At 71.4% G+C, this 19,452-nt stretch carries 16 protein-coding genes; all 16 read left to right on the top strand.

The window, feature by feature from the left end:
- Nucleotides 1–3 precede the first annotated feature (3 nt).
- The 16 genes from murG to J2S59_RS16515 all read left to right on the top strand — a co-directional run bounded on the left by murG (nucleotide 4) and on the right by J2S59_RS16515 (nucleotide 19,409).
- The gene (murG, locus tag J2S59_RS16590; protein ID WP_306825304.1) at nucleotides 4–1,092 is read left to right on the top strand and encodes an undecaprenyldiphospho-muramoylpentapeptide beta-N-acetylglucosaminyltransferase; all 1,089 of its coding nucleotides are present in this window, start codon (nucleotides 4–6) and stop codon (nucleotides 1,090–1,092) included.
- Nucleotides 1,089–2,507, top strand: coding sequence for a UDP-N-acetylmuramate--L-alanine ligase (murC, locus tag J2S59_RS16585; protein WP_068119399.1), 1,419 nt, complete (start codon nucleotides 1,089–1,091; stop codon nucleotides 2,505–2,507). The genes murG and murC overlap by 4 nt, the downstream gene beginning before the upstream one ends.
- On the top strand, nucleotides 2,504–3,259 hold the full coding sequence (locus tag J2S59_RS16580) for a cell division protein FtsQ/DivIB (RefSeq protein WP_068119401.1): 756 nt from the start codon (nucleotides 2,504–2,506) through the stop codon (nucleotides 3,257–3,259). The genes murC and J2S59_RS16580 overlap by 4 nt, the downstream gene beginning before the upstream one ends.
- 280 nt (nucleotides 3,260–3,539) lie before the next feature.
- A complete protein-coding gene (ftsZ, locus tag J2S59_RS16575; protein ID WP_068119404.1) occupies nucleotides 3,540–4,832 on the top strand; it encodes a cell division protein FtsZ in 1,293 nt (430 codons plus the stop codon).
- Entirely contained in the window at nucleotides 4,829–5,572 is a 744-nt protein-coding gene (locus J2S59_RS16570; RefSeq protein WP_246360202.1) for a purine nucleoside phosphorylase YfiH/LACC1 family protein, read from the top strand. The genes ftsZ and J2S59_RS16570 overlap by 4 nt, the downstream gene beginning before the upstream one ends.
- Nucleotides 5,569–6,297: a YggS family pyridoxal phosphate-dependent enzyme gene (locus J2S59_RS16565; RefSeq protein ID WP_068119407.1), complete on the top strand. Its 729-nt coding sequence runs from the start codon at nucleotides 5,569–5,571 to the stop codon at nucleotides 6,295–6,297. Before J2S59_RS16570 ends, J2S59_RS16565 begins: the two co-directional genes overlap by 4 nt.
- Nucleotides 6,298–6,352: 55 nt before the next feature.
- Nucleotides 6,353–6,853 carry a cell division protein SepF gene (locus J2S59_RS16560; protein ID WP_068119410.1) on the top strand — a complete coding sequence of 167 codons (501 nt, stop codon included), beginning with the start codon at nucleotides 6,353–6,355 and terminating at the stop codon, nucleotides 6,851–6,853.
- Nucleotides 6,854–6,862: 9 nt separating this feature from the next.
- Entirely contained in the window at nucleotides 6,863–7,162 is a 300-nt protein-coding gene (locus J2S59_RS16555; RefSeq protein WP_306825303.1) for a YggT family protein, read from the top strand.
- Between the two features lie 191 nt (nucleotides 7,163–7,353).
- Nucleotides 7,354–8,118, top strand: a complete 765-nt coding sequence (locus J2S59_RS16550; protein WP_068116321.1) for a DivIVA domain-containing protein — start codon at nucleotides 7,354–7,356, stop codon at nucleotides 8,116–8,118.
- Nucleotides 8,119–8,462: 344 nt separating this feature from the next.
- Nucleotides 8,463–11,780: an isoleucine--tRNA ligase gene (gene ileS / locus J2S59_RS16545; RefSeq protein ID WP_306825302.1), complete on the top strand. Its 3,318-nt coding sequence runs from the start codon at nucleotides 8,463–8,465 to the stop codon at nucleotides 11,778–11,780.
- A 110-nt stretch (nucleotides 11,781–11,890) separates the two neighbouring features.
- Nucleotides 11,891–13,042, top strand: coding sequence for a TraR/DksA family transcriptional regulator (locus J2S59_RS16540; protein ID WP_306441368.1), 1,152 nt, complete (start codon nucleotides 11,891–11,893; stop codon nucleotides 13,040–13,042).
- A complete protein-coding gene (gene lspA / locus J2S59_RS16535; RefSeq protein WP_068122976.1) occupies nucleotides 13,015–13,563 on the top strand; it encodes a signal peptidase II in 549 nt (182 codons plus the stop codon). The genes J2S59_RS16540 and lspA overlap by 28 nt, the downstream gene beginning before the upstream one ends.
- Entirely contained in the window at nucleotides 13,560–14,498 is a 939-nt protein-coding gene (locus J2S59_RS16530; RefSeq protein WP_068122979.1) for an RluA family pseudouridine synthase, read from the top strand. The genes lspA and J2S59_RS16530 overlap by 4 nt, the downstream gene beginning before the upstream one ends.
- Nucleotides 14,467–15,030, top strand: a complete 564-nt coding sequence (locus J2S59_RS16525) for a GNAT family N-acetyltransferase (RefSeq protein ID WP_068122980.1) — start codon at nucleotides 14,467–14,469, stop codon at nucleotides 15,028–15,030. The genes J2S59_RS16530 and J2S59_RS16525 overlap by 32 nt, the downstream gene beginning before the upstream one ends.
- A 155-nt stretch (nucleotides 15,031–15,185) precedes the next feature.
- Complete coding sequence (gene dnaE / locus J2S59_RS16520; protein ID WP_306825301.1) at nucleotides 15,186–18,749, top strand: DNA polymerase III subunit alpha; 3,564 nt, start codon at nucleotides 15,186–15,188, stop codon at nucleotides 18,747–18,749.
- Nucleotides 18,750–18,800: 51 nt separating this feature from the next.
- Nucleotides 18,801–19,409 (top strand): hypothetical protein, encoded by a 609-nt coding sequence (locus J2S59_RS16515; RefSeq protein ID WP_068122514.1) that lies wholly within the window; start codon nucleotides 18,801–18,803, stop codon nucleotides 19,407–19,409.
- Nucleotides 19,410–19,452 lie beyond the last annotated feature (43 nt).

The following is a 19,452-nucleotide window of genomic DNA, read 5'->3' as shown; positions in this document are numbered from 1 at the left end:
CACGTGCGCGTCCTCCTCGCCGGCGGCGGTACCGCCGGCCACACCTCGCCCCTGCTCGCGACCGCCGACGCCCTCGTGCGCCGTGACCCGTCGGTGGAGATCACCTGCGTCGGGACCGCGCGCGGACTCGAGACCCGCGTCGTGCCCGCGGCGGGCTACCCCCTCGAGCTGATCCCGCCGGTGCCGCTGCCGCGCCGCCTGGGAGGCGAGCTACTGCGCACCCCCGGCCGGCTGCGCGCGGCGGTCAAGGAGGCCGGCGCCGTCCTCGACCGGGTCGGACCCGACGTCGTCGTGGGCTACGGCGGCTACGTCTCCATCCCCGTCTACCTCGCAGCGCGCCGCCGCAGGCTGCCGATCGTGCTGCACGAGCAGAACGCCGTGCCGGGCCTGGCCAACCGGGTCGGCGCGCGGTTCGCCCGCACCGTCGCGGTGAGCTTCCCCGGCACGCCCTTGAAGCGCGCGCAGTACGTCGGGCTCCCGATCCGGCGGATGATCTCGACCCTCGACCGCCCGGCGATGCGGGCCGAGGCCCGCCGCCACTTCGGTCTCGACCCCGATGTGCCGACGCTGCTGGTCACCGGCGGCTCGCAGGGCGCGCGACGGCTCAACCAAGCCGTCTCCGGCGCCGCGTCCGCCCTGCGCGAGGCCGGCGTCCAGGTCCTGCACGTCACCGGCCCCCAGGGTGGGGTGGAGGTGACGGTGGGGACCCCGCCGTACGTCGTGGTGGACTTCGTCGAGCGCATGGACCTCGCCTACGCCGCCGCCGACCTGGTGATCTGCCGGGCCGGCGCGAGCAGCGTGACCGAGGCCGCCGCGGTGGGCCTGCCGGCGATCTTCGTGCCGCTGCCCATCGGCAACGGTGAGCAGGAGCACAACGCCCGCCCCGTCGTCGATGCCGGCGGTGGCGTCCTCGTCGCCGACGCCGAGATGACCCCGGCGCTGGTGGCCGAACGGGTCCCGGCCCTGCTCGGGGATGCCGAGGCGCTTGCGACGATGGGCCGGGCTGCGTCGGCGCTCATCGGACGCGACGCCGACGAGCAGCTCGCCGTCCTCGTCGAGCAGGCCGCCGGCGCACAGGAGGAGAAGCGATGATCGTCCCCGTCCCCGACGAGCTGCTCGGCGCCGACCAGCTGGGCCGGGTGCACTTCGTCGGCATCGGTGGAGCCGGCCTGTCGGGCATCGCCCGGATCATGCTCGCCCGCGGCATCCCCGTGAGCGGCAGCGACGCGAAGGCGTCCCCGACGCTCGAGGCGCTCTCGGCCCTCGGAGCGCGCTGCCACGTCGGTCACGATGCCGACCACGTCGGCGACGCCGACACCCTCGTCGTCTCGACCGCCGTGCGCGAGGACAACCCCGAGGTGCAGGCGGCGTACTCCCGCGGGCTGCGCGTGCTGCCGCGCTCGGCGGCGTTGGAGTCGGTGATGCAGGGGCGGCGCGTGCTCGCGGTCGCCGGCACCCACGGCAAGACCACCACCACCTCGCTGCTCACCGTCGCGCTCCAGCACTGCGGTGCCGACCCGTCGTTCGCCATCGGCGGCGACCTCAACGAGTCCGGCTCCAACGCCCACCAGGGTTCCGGCGACCTGTTCGTCGCCGAGGCCGACGAGAGCGACGGCGCCTTCCTCGTCTACCGGCCGTACGCCGCGATCGTGACCAACGTCGAGGCCGACCACCTCGACAACTACGGCACGCCCGAGGCCTACCACGCGGCGTTCGAGCAGTTCCTCGACCGCATCGACCCGGCCGGCTACGTCGTCTGCGTCGTCGACGACCCCGGTGCCGCGGCGTTGGCGCAGACCGCACGCGAGCGTGGCCTGCGGGTCGTGACTGTGGGGGAGTCCGAGGAGGCCGAGCTGCGTGCGGTCGATGTGACCTTCGCCGGCACGCGCTCGCGGTTCACCGTCGTCGACGCCGGACGCCGCCTCGGCCAGGTCGAGCTGCGGATCCCCGGTCGCCACTACGTCCTCGACGCGCTCGCCGCGCTCGCTGCAGGACTGCGGCTCGGCTTCGCCTTCGCCGACCTGCGCCGCGGGCTGGAGTCCTTCTCCGGCACCCGGCGCCGGATGGAGCTCAAAGGCGAGGCCGCCGGCGTCCGCGTCTACGACAGCTATGCCCACCACCCCAACGAGATCGTCGGTGACCTCCAGGCCGCGCGGTCGGTGGCCGGCGAGGGCCGGCTGATCGTGGCGTTCCAGCCCCACATGGTCTCGCGCACGCGGATCTTCGGTACGGCGATGGGCGCCGCGCTTGGCGCTGCGGACGAGGTCGTGGTGATGGAGGTCTACGTCGCCCGCGAGGACCCGGACCCCGCCGTCACCGGGGCGCTGGTGGCCGACGCCGTACCCCTTCCGCGCGAGCGGGTGCGCTTCGAGCCGTCGTGGTCGGCGGTGCCGCAGCTGCTCGTCGACCGCGCTCGTCCGGGCGATCTGGTGCTCACCCTCGGCGCCGGTGACGTCACGCTGCTGGGGCCGGAGGTCCTCGCGCTCCTACGGGAGCTGGAGTCGTGAGGGCGGGTCCCCGGTCGCGTCCGCGCAGCGCCGCGGCGATCGACTTCGCCAAGCGGCAGCGGGCGCGTCGCTGGTTGCGGTGGCGGCCGCTCGTGCTCGCCGCCGGCGTGCTGGTGGTCGTCGGCGCCGCCGTCTGGGGCGTGCTCTTCTCCAGCCTGCTCGGCGTCGACCGGGTCGAGGTCGAGGGCACCGACCTGCTCAGCGCGGCCACCGTCCGCTCCGCCGCCGCTGTGCCGGCCGGCGAGCCGCTCGCGCGGGTGGACCTCGCCGCCGCGGAGGCGCGCGTGGAGGAGCTGGTCGAGGTAGCCGACGCCACCGTGCGCCGTGGCTGGCCCGACGCGGTCGTCGTCGAGGTCACCGAGCGCGAGGCCGTAGCCGTGGTCGTGGTCGAGGACCGCTTCCGTGGCATGGACGAGACCGGCGTGCTCTTCCGCGACTTCGCCCGCCAGCCCCCGCGGCTCCCGGTCGTCCGGATCTCGGCCGGCACCCGCACCGAGGCGCTCGCGGAGGCCGCGGCCGTCCTGCGCCACCTCCCGCCCGTCCTCGACGGCGCCGTCGACCACGTCATCGTCCGCACGGTCGACGACATCACCGTCGTCCTGCGCGACGGCCGGCGCGTCGTGTGGGGGAGCGCGGAGGACTCCGGCAACAAGGGCGACGTCCTCGCGATCCTGCTCGAGCAGGAGACCGGCGACGCTCCCGTCCGGGAGTACGACGTCAGCGTCCCCGGCCAGCCCACCACCCGGTCCTGAGGACCGCGGCAGTTTCACCGCCCGTCGAACGACACGCCCGCTCGTCGTACGAAACTGCCGCCCTCGGCGCCCGGTTTTGTTAGTCGGGCGGTGAAACTGCCGCCTGCGCGGCGTGTTGGCACCAATCCGTACGGCGGGCCGCCTAGCGTGTTCCACCAGCACGAGGTTGACATAACTATAACCCTCTACTTGAGGGTGAGACTTCCCCACCTGTACGACCCGAGCACCCGTCCGCCCTGCGCACCGGCAGGACGGCCCGATCGACGAGAGGCAACCCGCCGTGGCAGCACCGCAGAACTACCTGGCCGTGATCAAGGTCGTGGGTATCGGTGGTGGTGGAGTCAACGCCGTCAACCGGATGATCGAAGTCGGTCTTAAGGGCGTTGAGTTCATCGCGATCAACACCGACGCACAAGCGCTCCTGATGAGCGACGCCGACGTGAAGCTCGACATCGGTCGGGAGCTCACGCGCGGCCTCGGCGCCGGCGCCAACCCCGACGTGGGGGCGCAGGCAGCGGAGGACCACGCCGACGAGATCGAAGAGGTCATCAAGGGCGCCGACATGGTCTTCGTGACCGCGGGCGAGGGCGGCGGCACCGGCACCGGTGGCGCGCCGGTGGTGGCGCGGATCGCGCGCTCGCTGGGCGCGCTGACCATCGGCGTCGTGACCCGGCCGTTCGCCTTCGAGGGCCGTCGGCGCGCCAACTCCGCCGAGGAGGGCATCGCGGCCCTGCGCGAGGAGGTCGACACCCTCATCGTCATCCCCAACGACCGGCTGCTGTCCATCAGCGACCGCAACGTCAGCGTCCTCGACGCCTTCAAGCAGGCCGACCAGGTGCTGCTCCAGGGTGTCTCCGGCATCACCGACCTGATCACGACGCCGGGCCTGATCAACCTCGACTTCGCCGACGTGAAGTCCGTGATGTCCAACGCCGGCTCCGCCCTCATGGGCATCGGCTCCGCCCGCGGTGAGGACCGATCGGTCGCGGCGGCCGAGATGGCCGTCTCCAGCCCGCTGCTCGAGGCCTCGATCGACGGTGCGCACGGCGTCCTGCTCTCGATCGCGGGCGGCTCCGACCTCGGCCTCTTCGAGATCAACGAGGCGGCCGCGCTCGTGGCCCAGTCGGCGCACGACGAGGCCAACATCATCTTCGGCGCGACCATCGACGACGCCCTCGGCGACGAGGTGCGCGTGACCGTGATCGCCGCCGGCTTCGACGGCGGTGTCCCCAAGAAGCGCGAGGAGGGCGGGACCCTGCGGCGTACGGCGGAGGGGCAGGGCGCCGGCGGTGGCGCCGAGCGCCCGACCACTACGCCGCAGCGCGACCCGGCGCCCGCCCAGCAGTCGCGCCCGGCGCAGCCCGCCGGCCAGCAGCAGTCGCCCCAGGGGCAGCAGGGCCAGCAGTCGAACCAGCCCGGTCAGCAGGGCCCGGGCGGGCAGCAGGGACAGCCCGGTCAGCAGGGCCAGGCGCCCGCACGCCCGGCGCAGCCGGGTGGGCAGTCGACCCCGCCGCGCCCGCGTCCGGTCCAGTTCGACGACGACGATCTCGACATCCCCGACTTCCTGAAGTGACCCCGGCGACCCCCCGCCCGCGGGGGATGGCGCACCTCGCGCACCTGGGCGACGTCGCGGTCGGCTTCAGCGACGCCGCCCTCGACGTCGCCGAGGACGCCGGCACCCGCGGCGCGGATCTCCCTGCCGCGGTGGAGGCGGTGGCACCGGGCGCGGTCGCGGTCCGGATGCGCCAGGTCCACGGTGCCGACGTGGCCGTCGTCCGACGCGCAGAGCTGCCCGCCGGCGGTCTGGTCGACGGTGTCGACGCGTTGGTGACGGCCGAGCCCGGCATCGCGCTGGTCGTCCGGTCGGCCGACTGCGTACCCGTCGTCCTCGCCGATCCCGACGCCGGTGTCGTCGGGGTCGCCCACGCCGGCCGCGCAGGCCTGGTCGAGGGCGTGGTGGCGGCGACGCTGGCCACGATGACTGACCTCGGCGCGCGGTCCGTGCGCGCGTGGATCGGCCCGGCGGTGTGCGGGGGCTGCTACGAGGTGCCGCAGGCCATGCGCGAGGAGGTCGCTGCGCTGGTGCCGCAGGCGCACGCCGAGACCACCTGGGGTACGCCGGCCCTCGACATCGTCGCCGGCGTCCGCGCCCAGCTCGCAGCCGGCGGGGTCGCGGAGGTCGAGCTCGTCGACCGGTGCACCCGCGAGGACCCCGCGCTGCACTCCCACCGTCGCGACGCCGCCGCCGCGGGACGCCTGGCCGGCATCGTCGCCCGCGTCAGTCCAGCCGGCAGGAAGACGGAGGCCTCGTGACCACGCCCCCCACCGACGTACGCCGTGCCCAGCTCACCGAGGGGCTCGGGGCCGTGCGCGCCCGCATCGCCGAGGCCTGCCGGAGCGCCGGACGCGACCCCGCCGAGGTCGGGCTCACCGTGGTGACGAAGTACTTCCCGGCCTCCGACGTCGCCCTGCTCGCCGAGCTCGGCGTACGCGACGTGGGCGAGAACAAGCACCAGGAGGCGGCCGACAAGCGCCCCGCGGTGGCCCAGCTGCGCGGCGCGGACGACCTGCGCTGGCACTTCATCGGTGGCCTGCAGTCCAACAAGACCGCGGCGGTCGCCCGGTGGGCCGACGTCGTGGAGTCGGTCGACCGCACCAAGCTGGTCTCCCGCCTGGCCACGGGCGCGGCCGAGCGCGACGCCCCGCTCGACGTCCTCGTCCAGGTCAGCCTGGACGCACCCGGTGCCCAGGGGCGCGCGGGTGCCGACCCCGATGACGTGCCGGCGCTGACCGCCGCGATCGCCGGGGCGGAGTCGCTGCGGCTGCGCGGGGTGATGGGCGTGGCGCCACTGGGGGAGGACCCCGCGGGGGCGTTCACCCGGCTCGCCGAGGTGGCCGAGGCCGTACGCCGCGACCACCCCGGTGCGACGTGGGTCTCGGCCGGCATGAGCGGTGACCTGGAGCAGGCCGTCGCCGCCGGCGCGACACACGTGCGTGTCGGCAGCGCGGTTCTCGGTCCGAGGCCCGTGATCAAGTAATGTCCCCAACAGCGCGCCCCGGGCGGGGGCGCCGACGTACCGGAGGTCAGAAGCCATGAGCGGCGCGATGCGCAAGATGGGTGTCTACCTGGGCCTGCTCGAGGACACCGAGCGCTACGACGACTACGCCGAGGACCACACGGACCGTCGTGAGGAGCAGCGTGAGCCCCACCGTGGCCAGGTGCGCGACGAGCGGTACGACGAACCGCGGCCCGCGCCGGTCGCCCGTCTCGACGAGCGTCGTCGACCGACCAGCGAGGTGAACCACGTGGCAGAGCTGTCCCGGATCACGACCCTGCACCCCCGTACCTACAACGAGGCCCGCACCATCGGGGAGAACTTCCGCTCCGGTGTGCCGGTGATCATGAACCTGTCCGAGATGGACGACAACGACGCCAAGCGCCTGGTGGACTTCGCCGCCGGCCTGGTGTTCGCGGTCCGGGGCACCATCGAGCGGGTGACGAGCAAGGTGTTCCTGCTCTCGCCCCCCAACGTCTCGGTGGCCGCGGAGGACAAGCAGCGGATCGCCGAGGGCGGCTTCTTCAACCAGAGCTGATTCCCCAACGTGCATCCCGTCGGTCAATTCATCCAGGGCATCCTCTGGATGTTCATGGTCCTGCTCATCATCCGGCTCGTCGTGGACTGGATCCAGGTGTTCGCCCGCTCCTGGCAGCCCACCGGACCGATCCTGGTGGTGCTGGAGGTCGTCTTCTCCATCACCGACCCGCCGATCAAGGCGATCCGCAAGGTCATTCCGCCGCTGCGGCTCGGCAGCATCGCGCTCGACGTCAGCTTCATCCTGGTCTTCATCGTCGTCATCTTGTTGATGCGCGTGAACCAGGCCATCTTCTTGGGTCTCGGGTGACCCGGCCCCGCGCCATGCGGGGCTGTCGGTGCGCCGGTGTCCCTGCACGTGCCCGATGCACGCTCGACGCTGCATTCGGAGTAACGTGACCCGCTGTACTCATGCTCGCCGGCCGGCGAGCGCTGTACCCCTAGTGATGCTGTGTTCCAGTGAGACTCCATTGAGACAACGACGAGGACAAGGGTGTGGTCATGCCGTTGACGCCTGAGGACGTGAGTAACAAGCGCTTCACTCCTGTGCGGCTCCGCGAGGGCTACGACATGAACGAGGTCGACCAGTTCCTCGATGAGGTCGAGGCCGAGCTCGCGCGGCTGACGAAGGAGAACGAGGACCTTCGCTCCAAGCTGTCGGCGGCTCAGCAGAGCGGCGGAGCGCCCGCCGAGGCGAAGCCGGAGCCGGTCGCGGCACCCGAGCCGACCCCGGAGCCCACGCCCGAGCCCACCCCGGCGCCGACCCCGGCACCCGTGCCGGTGGCGTCCGGTGGCGTGGAGACCATCCGCGTGGAGACCGTCGCCGACGCCTCCAGCGCCGCTGCGCGCCTGCTCGAGATCGCCGGCCGCAACGCCGACGAGCTCGTCGACGGCGCCAAGGACGAGGCCGACAAGATCGTCGGCGAGGCCCGCACCAAGGCCGAGCGGCTGGAGTCGGAGAGCAAGGCGAAGGCCGAGCGCCTGGAGTCCGACGCGCGGACGCGTGCCCAGATGCTCGACGCCGAGACGGCCGAGCGTCGTGCGCAGCTCTTCGGCGACCTGGAGAAGGAGCGCGACAAGCTCAGCGGCGAGGTCGAGACCCTGCGGGCCTTCGAGCGCGAGTACCGCAGCCGCCTGCGCTCGTACTTCACCCAGCAGCTCGAGGCGCTGGAGAGCTCGAGCGAGGGTGCAGGGCTGGAGCCGTCCGGCGGCGACCACGCGCCCAAGCGCTTGAAGTCGCTGCTCGGCGAGGACAACGAGAACTGATCCACGCGCCCTGTCGCGACAGGGACGAACACACCGCGGCCGGTCCACCTGCGAAGGTGGACCGGCCGCGGTCGTGCGTGGGGGACCGGCGTCGTACGATGTCCCCACAGGCGTTCGAGCCGTCATCAGCGGCGAGCCTCCGGAAGAACGGCCCCGTCTCGCACGCTGATTCACCAGGGGCTCAGTAGAACCGGACGGGTGGGCCCGTCACAGCCTGCAACGAGTGGTTCTGCCCCGGTCATGACCCGCGGGCAGGGCAAGCGGGGTGGTACCGCGGGACCTGCAGGTCTCGTCCTCGTCAGCAGCACCGAGGAGACCGCACCCACCGCCAGGAGCCCCGCACCGTGACCTACCCCAAGGCGACCCACCGCGACGAGCAGGACGCCCACCGCGATCGTGGGGGCGTACCCGCCAGCCCGCGCTTCCCGGCCATCGAGGAGCGGGTGCTGGACTACTGGGAGTCCGACGGCACCTTCGCCGCCAGCGTCGAGCGGCGCGACCCCGGCCCGGACGGGTCGGCGGAGTTCGTGTTCTACGACGGCCCGCCCTTCGCCAACGGCCTGCCGCACTACGGTCACCTGCTCACCGGCTACGTCAAGGACGTCGTGCCGCGCTTCCAGACCATGCGCGGCAACCGGGTGGAGCGACGCTTCGGCTGGGACACCCACGGCCTGCCGGCCGAGCTCGAGGCGATGCGACTCAACGGCATCAAGACCACCGACGAGATCGTCGAGATGGGCATCGCGGAGTTCAACGCCGCCTGTCGCGACTCGGTGATGAAGTACACCGGCGAGTGGCGCGAGTACGTCACCCGGCAGGCGCGTTGGGTCGACTTCGACAACGACTACCGCACCATGAACCCCGACTACATGGAGTCGGTGATGTGGGCCTTCAAGCAGCTCTTCGACAAGGGGCTGATCTACGAGGGCTTCCGGGTCCTGCCCTACTGCTGGAACGACGAGACGCCGCTGTCCAACCACGAGCTGCGCATGGACGACGACGTCTACCAGAACCGCCAGGACCCCGCGGTCACCGTCGGCTTCCGGCTCGACGACGTCGGCACCGACCCGGTCCTGGACGGTGCCCTCGTGCTGGTGTGGACCACCACGCCGTGGACGCTGCCGTCCAACCTCGCCGCGATGGTCGGCTCGGAGATCGACTACGTCGTCGTCGAGGCGCCGGTGCCCGGCACGGAGCGCACCGCGCGCTACGTGCTCGCCGAGGCCCGGCTGGCGGCGTACGCCCGCGAGCTCGGGGACGAGCCCGTCGTCCTCGGTCGCTACACCGGCGCCGAGCTGGTGGGACGCACCTACACCCCGCCGTTCTCCTACTTCGCCGGTCACGAGCGCGCCTTCCGCATCGTCGCCGCCGATGACGCCGTGACCACGACCGACGGCTCGGGGATCGTCCACACCGCCGGCGCCTTCGGTGAGGTCGACAAGGAGGTCACCGACCGCGAGGGCATCGAGGCCGTCATGCCGGTCGGCAAGGACGGCCGGTTCACCGCACCGGTCGACGACTACGTCGGCCTGCAGGTGTTCGACGCCAACCTCCTGATCATCGACCACCTCAAGGCCGCGACGCGGGGCGAGGGCGAGACCGGGTCCGTGACCGACGGGACCGTCCTGCTGCGGCGCGAGACCTACGACCACTCCTACCCGCACTGCTGGCGTTGCCGCGAGCCCCTGATCTACAAGGGTGTCTCGTCGTGGTTCGTCGAGGTCACCGCGATCAAGCAGCGGATGCTCGAGCTCAACCAGGAGATCAACTGGGTCCCCGACCACATCCGGGACGGCCAGTTCGGCAAGTGGCTGGAGAACGCCCGCGACTGGTCCATCACCCGCAACCGGTTCTGGGGGAGCCCGGTGCCGGTGTGGAAGTCCGACGACCCGGCCTATCCGCGCATCGACGTCTACGGCAGCTTCGCGGAGATCGAGCGCGACTTCGGCACGCTGCCGCGCAACGCCGACGGCGAGCCCGACCTGCACCGGCCGTTCATCGACGAGCTGACCCGGCCCAACCCCGACGACCCGCGCCCCGAGGGCGAGCGGTCGACGATGCGTCGCGTCGCCGACGTGCTCGACGTGTGGTTCGACTCCGGGTCGATGAGCTTCGCCCAGGTGCACTACCCGTTCGAGAACGCCGACTGGTTCGACGGCACCGGGGAGCGCAAGGGGCACTTCCCGGGTGACTTCATCGTCGAGTACATCGGCCAGACCCGCGGGTGGTTCTACACGCTGCACATCCTGGCGACGGCGCTCTTCGACCGACCCGCGTTCCAGAACTGCATCAGCCACGGCATCGTGCTCGGCTCCGACGGCAACAAGATGTCGAAGTCGCTGCGCAACTACCCCGACGTCCGCGAGGTCTTCGACCGCGACGGGGCGGACGCGATGCGGTGGTTCCTCATGGCGAGCCCGATCCTGCGCGGGGGCAACCTCGTCGTCACCGAGCAGGGCATCCGGGACTCGGTGCGGCAGGTGCTGATGCCGCTGTGGAACAGCTGGTACTTCTTCGCGCTCTACGCCAACACCGCCGGTCCGGAGGGTTACACGGCGCAGCGGCGTACCGACTCCACCGACCCGCTCGACCGCTACCTGCTGGCGAAGTGCCGCGACTTCGTGGAGGAGACCACCAGGGCGCTGGACTCCTACGCGATCGCCGACGCCTGCGACGCCACGCGCACGTTCCTCGACGTGCTGACGAACTGGTACATCCGTCGCTCCCGTGAGCGCTTCTGGGCCGTCGACGGTGAGGCGGACACCCAGGCGTTCGACACGCTCTACACCGTGCTCGAGACCGCGTGCCGCGTGGCCGCACCGCTGCTGCCGCTGGTGACCGAGGAGGTCTGGCGCGGACTGACCGGCGAGCGGTCGGTGCACCTGACCGACTGGCCGCAGGCCGACGAGCTGCCGACGGACCACGCGTTGGTGTCGGCGATGGACCAGGTGCGAGCGGCCTGCTCGGCCGCGTCCGCGCTGCGCAAGGCGCGGCAGCTGCGCACCCGGTTGCCGCTCGCGTCGCTGACCGTCGTCGTCGAGGACCCCGAGGCGCTGCGCGGCTTCGAGGCGATCATCGCCGAGGAGATCAACGTCAAGTCCGTGCGGCTGGTCGACCTGGCGAGCCCGGAGGGGGCGGCGTACGGCGTCTCGCAGCGGCTCTCGGTCAACGCGCGGGTGGCGGGGCCGCGTCTGGGCAAGGACGTGCAGGTTGCCATCCGTGCAGCCAAGGCCGGGGACTGGAGCGTCGACGAGACCGGTGCGGTCACGGCCGGCGGGCTGGCGTTGCAGGAGGGTGAGTACACCCTCGAGACCGTCGCTGCGGCGACGGACGACAACAGCGCGCTCGGCGTGCTTCCCGCGGGCGGGTTCGTCGTCCTGGACACGTTGGTCACCCCCGAGCTGGCGGCCGAAGGGGTCGCGCGCGACCTGGTGCGCGCGGTGCAGCAGGCACGCCGTGACGCCGGCCTGGAGGTCAGCGATCGGATCGTGCTGCGGATCGGTGGCGACGAGCAGGTGCAGGCAGCCGCCGATGCGCACGCCGAGCTGATCGCCGGGGAGACGCTGGCGACATCGTTCGAGGCGGGGGAGACCAGCGACGAGGCGGTCGCGGTGACCGTGGGTGACGCCGGCAACGCCACCATCGAGCTGCGCAAGGCCTGACGTCGGGCCCGCGCGCCGCGTTGGCCGCGGCGCGCGGGGCCGTTATCCTCGCCGCAACTTGTGGCCCGGCACACATCGCCGGCACACCCATGCGCGAAGGAGCGTCCGCCATGGCACGTTCGACCACCCGGAAGCTTGCGAGCCGTACGGCCGCGGCTGCGAAGAAGGTCGTCGGGCGGAGGTCGAGCGCCACGAAGTCCGCGGAGTCAACCTCGAAGACCACGACGGCGAAGAAGGCGACCGCGAAGAAGGCCGGTGCGAAGAAGGCTGCGCCCGCCAAGAAGTCGAGCGCCGGGACGCGCGAGCCTGCGAGCGCGGGCCGGAAGAAGCGAGAGGTTGAGGAGGCCTCGGCGCGGACGGGAGCGAAGCGACCGTCGGCGCGAGCCGTCTCGAAACCCGCGCCGGCCAAGAAGGCTGCGCCGGCCAAGAAGGCTGCGCCGGCCAAGAAGTCGAGCGCCGGGACGCGCGAGCCTGCGAGCGCGGGCCGGAAGAAGCGAGAGGTTGAGGAGGCCTCGGCGCGGACGGGAGCGAAGCGACCGTCGGCGCGAGCCGTCTCGAAACCCGCGCCGGCCAAGAAGGCTGCGCCGGCCAAGAAGGCTGCGCCGGCCAAGAAGGCTGCGGCGGCGAAGAAGTCGGCGCCCGCCAAGAAGGCTGCGCCCGCCAAGAAGTCGAGCGCCGGGACGCGCGAGCCTGCGAGCGCGAGCCGGAAGAAGCGAGAGGTTGAGGAGGCCTCGGCGCGGACGGGAGCGAAGCGACCGTCGGCGCGAGCCGTCTCGAAACCCGCGCCCGCGAAGAAGGCCGGTGCCAAGAAGTCGGCACCCAAGAAGGCCGCACCCAAGAAGGCCGCACCCAAGAAGGCCGCACCGCAGAAGAAGCTCGCCGTCAAGGCCGACGAGCGGCCGTGGACCAAGGCCGAGCTCGCCGAGGTCGAGACCGAGCTCACCCAGGACCGCGACCGGTTGCGCAGTGAGCTCAACCTGGTCGAGGAGGAGCTGTCCGCGCTCATGCGGGACGCCGGCGACGGGGCGGGCCAGGACCAGGCCGACCTCGGGTCGGCGACCTTCGAGCGCGACCACGAGATCAGCATCGCCAACAACGCGCGCGACATGCTGCTGCAGACCGAACGAGCCCTCGGCCGGATCGCCGACGGGACCTATGGGATCTGCGAGAGCTGCGGCGGACCGATCGGCAAGATGCGGCTCATGGCGTTCCCCCGTGCCACACTGTGCATGCCATGCAAGCAGCGCGAGGAACGCCGCTGACACCCAGCGGAGACATCAGCCCAGACCGACCACGACGGACCCGTAGCCTGCTGATCTTCGCCGGCCTCGCCCTTCCGCTCTACCTGCTCGACCTCGGCACCAAGGTGCTGGCCACCGAGCACCTCGTCGACCGTCCGCCGGTCGAGATCATCGGGACGTTCTTCACGTTGCAGTACGCCCTGAACCCCGGAGCGGCGTTCAGCATGGGCACGGAATACACCGTCGTCCTGACCTTCGTCGCGATGGGCGCGGCGCTCGTCGTGCTGTGGTTGCTGCGCCGGCTCGCGAGCCCGGGCTGGGCGGTGGCGCTGGGGTTCCTGCTGGCCGGCGTGCTCGGCAACCTCACCGACCGTCTCTTCCGTGACCCGGCACCGCTGCGGGGCCACGTCGTCGACTTCCTCGCGTTCCCGAACTTCCCGATCTTCAACGTCGCCGACATCTGCATCAACGTCGCGGCCGGCGTGATCATCCTCCAGGCGTTCCGGGGCATTCGCGTCGACGGCACGCGGGACTCGTCGTGAGCGCGGCCCGGGAGCAGCGCACCGTCCTCGTCCCGGAGGGGCTGGCGGGGGAGCGGGTCGACGCCGCACTCGCGCGGATGTTCGGCCTCAGCCGCACCCGCGCCGCCGAGCTCGTCGCCGACGGCTTGGTGCTGGTCGACGGTGTGGCCGTCAGCAAGTCCGAACGCGTCCATGAGGGCGCCATGCTCGATGTGACGATCCCGCAGACCGGCAACCCGGTCGAGGTCGTGCCCGAGGTCGTCGAGGGGATCAACATCGTCCACGACGACGAGGCGATCGTGGTGATCGACAAGCCCGTGGGCGTCGCGGTCCACCCGAGCCCGGGCTGGACGGGCCCCACCGTCGTCGGTCACCTCGCCGGCGCTGGGTTCCGGATCTCCACCAGCGGGGCGTCGGAGCGCCAGGGCATCGTGCAGCGCCTCGACGTCGGCACCTCCGGCGTGATGGTGATCGCGAAGTCCGAGCAGGCCTACTCCGTGCTCAAGAACGCCTTCCGCCGGCGCGCGGTCGACAAGATCTACCACGCGCTCGTCCAAGGGCACCCCGACCCGTTGCGCGGCACGATCGACGCCCCGATCGCGCGCCACCCCAAGTCGGACTGGAAGTTCACCGTGCGGGCCGACGGCAAGGCGAGCATCACCCATTACGACACCCTCGAGGCCCACCGCTTCGCGAGCCTGCTCGAGGTGAAGCTCGAGACGGGGCGCACCCACCAGATCCGCGTCCACATGGCGGCGCTGAAGCACCCGTGCGTGGGTGACCCGTTGTACGGCGCCGACCCGGTGCTCGCCCGTCGGGTGGGGTTGGACCGGCAGTGGCTGCACGCGACCCGGCTCGGCTTCGAGCACCCGGCGAGCGGGGACTACGTCGAGTTCGCCTCGCCGTACCCCGACGACCTCCAGCGTGCTCTCGACGTCATCCGCGACGCGCACTGACCCGGTGATGGTCCGCGACCCGGATCCCGCCCTCGACCTGCGGCCGGCCGAGGCGGTGGACGCACCGGCGCTCGCGGGGCTGCACGTGGCGGCCCGCGCGGCGGGCGGGATCCCCACGCCGTACGCCGACCACGAGGTGCTGGCCTGGGTGCGGGGCTGGCTCGCCGACGCAGAGGCCGGCACGGACGTCAGCAGCCAGGCCGCGTGGGTCGCCGAGGACGACGACGGGATCGTCGGCTACGCCCGGTGGACGCCGACCTGGCTTGACGACCTCTACGTACGCCCCGACCGGTGGCGCCACGGGGTGGGGACGGCGCTGCTCGGATTGGTCCAGGCCCACCTGCGCGACGGCTTCGGCCTCTACGTGTTCGCCGCCAACGCCCGGGCCCGCGCGTTCTACGCCCGGCACGGGCTGGCCGAGGTCGCGCGACATCCTGCGGAGGTGAACCCCGAGCGGCTCGAGCAGGTCGAGCTGGCGTGGCCGCCGACCGCGCCGGACGGTGTCCGAGGGCCGGCTGTCGGCGGCACCTGACACCCTTCAGGGGTGCGGTCGGAGGGACTCGGCGAGAGGTAGGCTGAGGCCCTTCCCCGGACGGTTGGCCTGAGATTCCGCAGGCCGGTCCTGCACTGCCCACATCACCGCCGTGAGGCGGTCCGGAGACGATCTCGAGAGGGTGGCTGGCTCGCATGGCGCCTGCAGCGGACGACTCCTTCGTGCACCTGCACGTCCACACGGAGTACTCCATGCTGGACGGTGCCTCGCTGCTCGACGGGCTCTTCACCCGGGTCAACGACCTGGGCATGAAGTCCATCGCGATGACCGACCACGGCAACCTGCACGGCGCGTTCGACTTCTGGTCGAAGGCGCGGTCCTACGGCGTCCGCCCGATCATCGGCATCGAGGCCTACCTCACCCCGCAGACCCACCGCACCGACCGCCGCCGGGTCCGGTGGGGCAAGGGCGACATCGCCGAGGAGGGTGGCAACGACGTCGCCGGCGGCGGTGCCTACACCCATATGACGATGTGGGCCTCCTCCACCGAGGGGATGCACAACCTGTTCCGGCTGTCGTCGCGCTCCAGCCTCGAGGGCTACTACTACAAGCCGCGCGCCGACCGGGAGCTGCTGCAGACCTATGCCAAGGGCCTGATCGCGACCACCGGCTGTCCGTCGGGGGAGATCCAGACCCGGCTGCGCCTCGGTCAGTACGACGAGGCGCGCGCCTCGGCGGCGGAGTTCCAGGACATCTTCGGGCGGGAGAACTTCTTCCTGGAGCTGATGGACCACGGGATCGACATCGAGAAGCGGGTCCGCGACGACCTGCTCCGCCTCGGCAAGGACCTCGGGCTGCCGCCGGTCGCCACCAACGACTCCCACTACAACAACCCCGAGGACGCCGACGCCCACGACGCCCTCATCTGCGTGGCCTCCGGGCGTCGGCTCAGCGACCCCAACCGACTGAAGTTCGACGGTGGCGGCTACTACATCAAGTCCGCGGCCGAGATGCGCGAGCTGTGGGCCGACAAGTTCGGCATGCCCGAGGCCTGCGACAACACGCTGCTCATCGCCGAGCGCTGCGACGTGGAGTTCACCGAGTCCACCGGCGGCTACATGGCGCGCGCCGACGTGCCGGCCGGCGAGACCGAGGAGAGCTGGTTCGTCAAGGAGGTCTGGCGCGGGATCGAGGCGCGCTACCCGGGCGAGGCGCTGACCGACGAGGTCCGCGACCGGGTGGCCATGGAGCTCGACGTCATCCGCACCAAGGGCTACTGCGGCTACTACCTCGTGGTCGCCGACTTCATCAACTGGGCCAAGGAGAACGGCATCAGGGTCGGACCGGGTCGTGGTTCCGGTGCCGGATCGATCGCGGCGTACGCCCTGCGGATCACCGACCTCTGCCCGCTGCGCCACGGGCTGATCTTCGAGCGGTTCCTCAACCCCGAGCGCCCCTCGATGCCCGACTTCGACATCGACTTCGACGAGCGCCGGCGCACCGAGGTCATCCAGTACGTCGTCCAGAAGTACGGCAGCGACCACGTCGCCTACATCGCGACCTTCGGGCGGATCAAGGCCAAGCAGGCGATCAAGGACGCCGCGCGCGTGCTGGACCACGGGTTCGCGATCTCGGACCGCATCACCAAGGCGCTGCCGGCCGACGTCATGGGCAAGGGCGTGCCCCTGGGGGAGCTGTTCAACTCCGAGCACAGCCGCTACTCCGACGGCGGGGAGTTCCGCAGCCTCTACGAGTCCGACGCCGACGTCCGCACGATCTACCAGACCGCGATCGGTCTCGAGGGGCAGATCCGGCAGTGGGGCGTGCACGCCGCCGGCGTGATCATGTCCAGCGCCCCGCTGATCGACATCGTGCCGATCATGCGCCGCGAGCAGGACGGCGCGATCATCACCCAGTTCGACTACCCGATGTGCGAGTCGCTCGGGCTGGTCAAGATGGACTTCCTGGGTCTGCGCAACCTCACCGTCCTCGACGACGCGGTGCGCAACGTCAGGGCCAACCGCGACATCGACCTCGTGCTCGAGGACCTGTCCTTCGACGACCCGGCGACCTACGAGCTGCTCGGCAAGGGCGACACGCTCGGCGTCTTCCAGCTCGACGGCGGGCCGATGCGTCAGCTGCTGCGCCAGATGCAGCCCGACAACTTCGAGGACATCTCGGCCGTCATCGCGCTCTACCGGCCCGGCCCGATGGGTGCCGACAGCCACACCAACTACGCGCTGCGCAAGAACGGCCGCCAGCCGATCGACTACATCCACCCCGAGCTGACCGAGGCGCTCAAGCCGATCCTCGGCACGACCTACGGCCTGATCGTCTATCAGGAGCAGGTCATGACGATCGCGCAGGAGCTGGCCGGCTACACGCTCGGTCAGGCAGACAACCTGCGTCGCGCGATGGGCAAGAAGAAGCGCGAGGTCCTGCAGAAGGAGTTCGTCGGCTTCGAGGCCGGCATGATGGAGCGCGGGTTCTCGAAGGCCGCGATCACGAAGCTGTGGGACATCCTCGTCCCGTTCGCCGACTACGCCTTCAACAAGGCCCACTCCGCGGCGTACGGCGTGATCTCCTACTGGACCGCCTACATGAAGGCGCACTACCCGGCCGAATACATGGCTGCGCTGCTCACCAGCACCAAGGGCGACAAGGACAAGATGGCGCTCTACCTCAACGAGTGCCGGCACATGAAGATCCAGGTGCTCCCACCCGACGTCAACGAGTCGGCCTCCGACTTCACCCCCGTCGGCCGCGACATCCGCTTCGGCCTGACCGCCATCCGCAACGTCGGCGCCAACGTCGTCGACGGCATCGTCGCCGCGCGCGAGGAGCAGGGACGCTTCGTCGACTTCAACGACTTCCTGTCCAAGGTGCCGGCCCAGGTCTGCAACAAGCGGGTCGTCGACTCGCTGATCAAGGCCGGCTCCTTCGACGACATGAAGCACCGCCGCCGCGCGCTCGTCGCGGTGCACGAGCGTGCGGTCGACCAGTACGTCGACATCAAGCGCAACGAGGCGATCGGCCAGGACTCGCTCTTCGCAGGACTCGGCGAGGCCGACGAGGCCGGCGGGTTCGGCGTGAGTGTGACGATCCCCGACCTCGACGAGTGGGACAAGCAGACGCTGCTGGCCCACGAGCGGGAGATGCTCGGACTCTACGTCTCCGACCACCCGCTGCTGGGTCTCGAGCACGTCCTCGCCAACGCGGCCGACTGCACGATCGGCCAGCTGCTGCTCGACGAGGACCGGCCCGACGGCAGCACGATCACGGTCGCCGGTCTGGTCACCTCGGTGCAGCGCAAGATCACCAAGCGGGGCGACACCTGGGCGATGGTCACCCTGGAGGACCTCGAGGGCGCGATCGACGTGCTGCTGTTTCCCAGCGCCTACCAGCTGGCGAGCACGTTGCTCATCGAGGACTCCGTCATCACCGTCAAGGGCCGCATCTCGCGCAGCAAGGAGACCCCGGAGCTGCACGGCCAGGAGGTCACGGCCCCCGACGTCACCGAGGGACCGTCGGGCCCGGTCATGATCAGCCTGCCGTCGACCCGCTGCACGGCGCCGGTCGTCGACCAGCTCAAGGAGGTGCTGGCCACCCACCCCGGGATGACGGAGGTCCGGCTGCGCCTGATGAGCCGCGCGAGCACCACGGTGCTCAAGCTCGGCGACGGGCACCGGGTCACCCCGACGCCGGCACTGTTCGCCGACCTCAAGCAGCTGCTCGGTCCCAGCTGCCTGGCGGGCTGACGGTGGGCGGGTCAGCCGCCGCGCTGGGACCGGTCGTTAGGGTCGCTGTTCGTGGAGACTGACAACGCCCTCCGGCCCGGGGCCGGGACGCGCGTCGCGGCCGTGGTCGTCGGGCTCGCGGTGGCCGGAGTGCTCGCCGGGCTCGCCTGGTGGTGGCTGTGGGAGCCGAGCTACTACGTCGTCTCCGAGGGGCAGGGCGCGATGGGCGAGCCCGATCTCGCCCGCCGCTTCGCCGCCGACGGCTGGTTCGGCGTGGTCGGCGCGGTCGGCGGCCTGGTCTCCGGACTGCTGGTGACCTGGCGCTTCCGCAGCCATCGGATCCTCAGCCTGGTGGCGCTCGTCGCCGGGTCCTTCGTCGCCACGGCGACCATGAGCCTGACCGGCATGCTTCTCGGCCCCGGTGACACCGACAGCGCCCTCGCCGCGGCCGCCGAGGGCGCCAGGGTCCCGGTCGAGCTCGCCGTGACCGTCCCCGCCTTCTACCTCGCCTGGCCGGTCGCGGCGCTGTTCGCGGCGTGCGCCGTGCTGTGGGGTGGCAGTGACCCGCCGCCGGTCGTGCACCGCACCCCCACGGAGCCCGCCGACCGCCTCGCGCCGTGGGGCCCTCCGGGCTATCCACCGCACGACGGCGCTGCCCCGCTGCGCCACGAGAGCCGGTAGCGTTCGGGACTCAGTCCACGCACCACGCTCAACGGGGGTTTCA

The sequence above is a fragment of the Nocardioides massiliensis genome (assembly GCF_030811215.1).
Classification (GTDB): domain Bacteria; phylum Actinomycetota; class Actinomycetes; order Propionibacteriales; family Nocardioidaceae; genus Nocardioides_A; species Nocardioides_A massiliensis.
The sequence above is the reverse complement of the archived record's forward strand: the minus strand, read 5'-3'. Positions and strand labels throughout refer to the sequence as shown.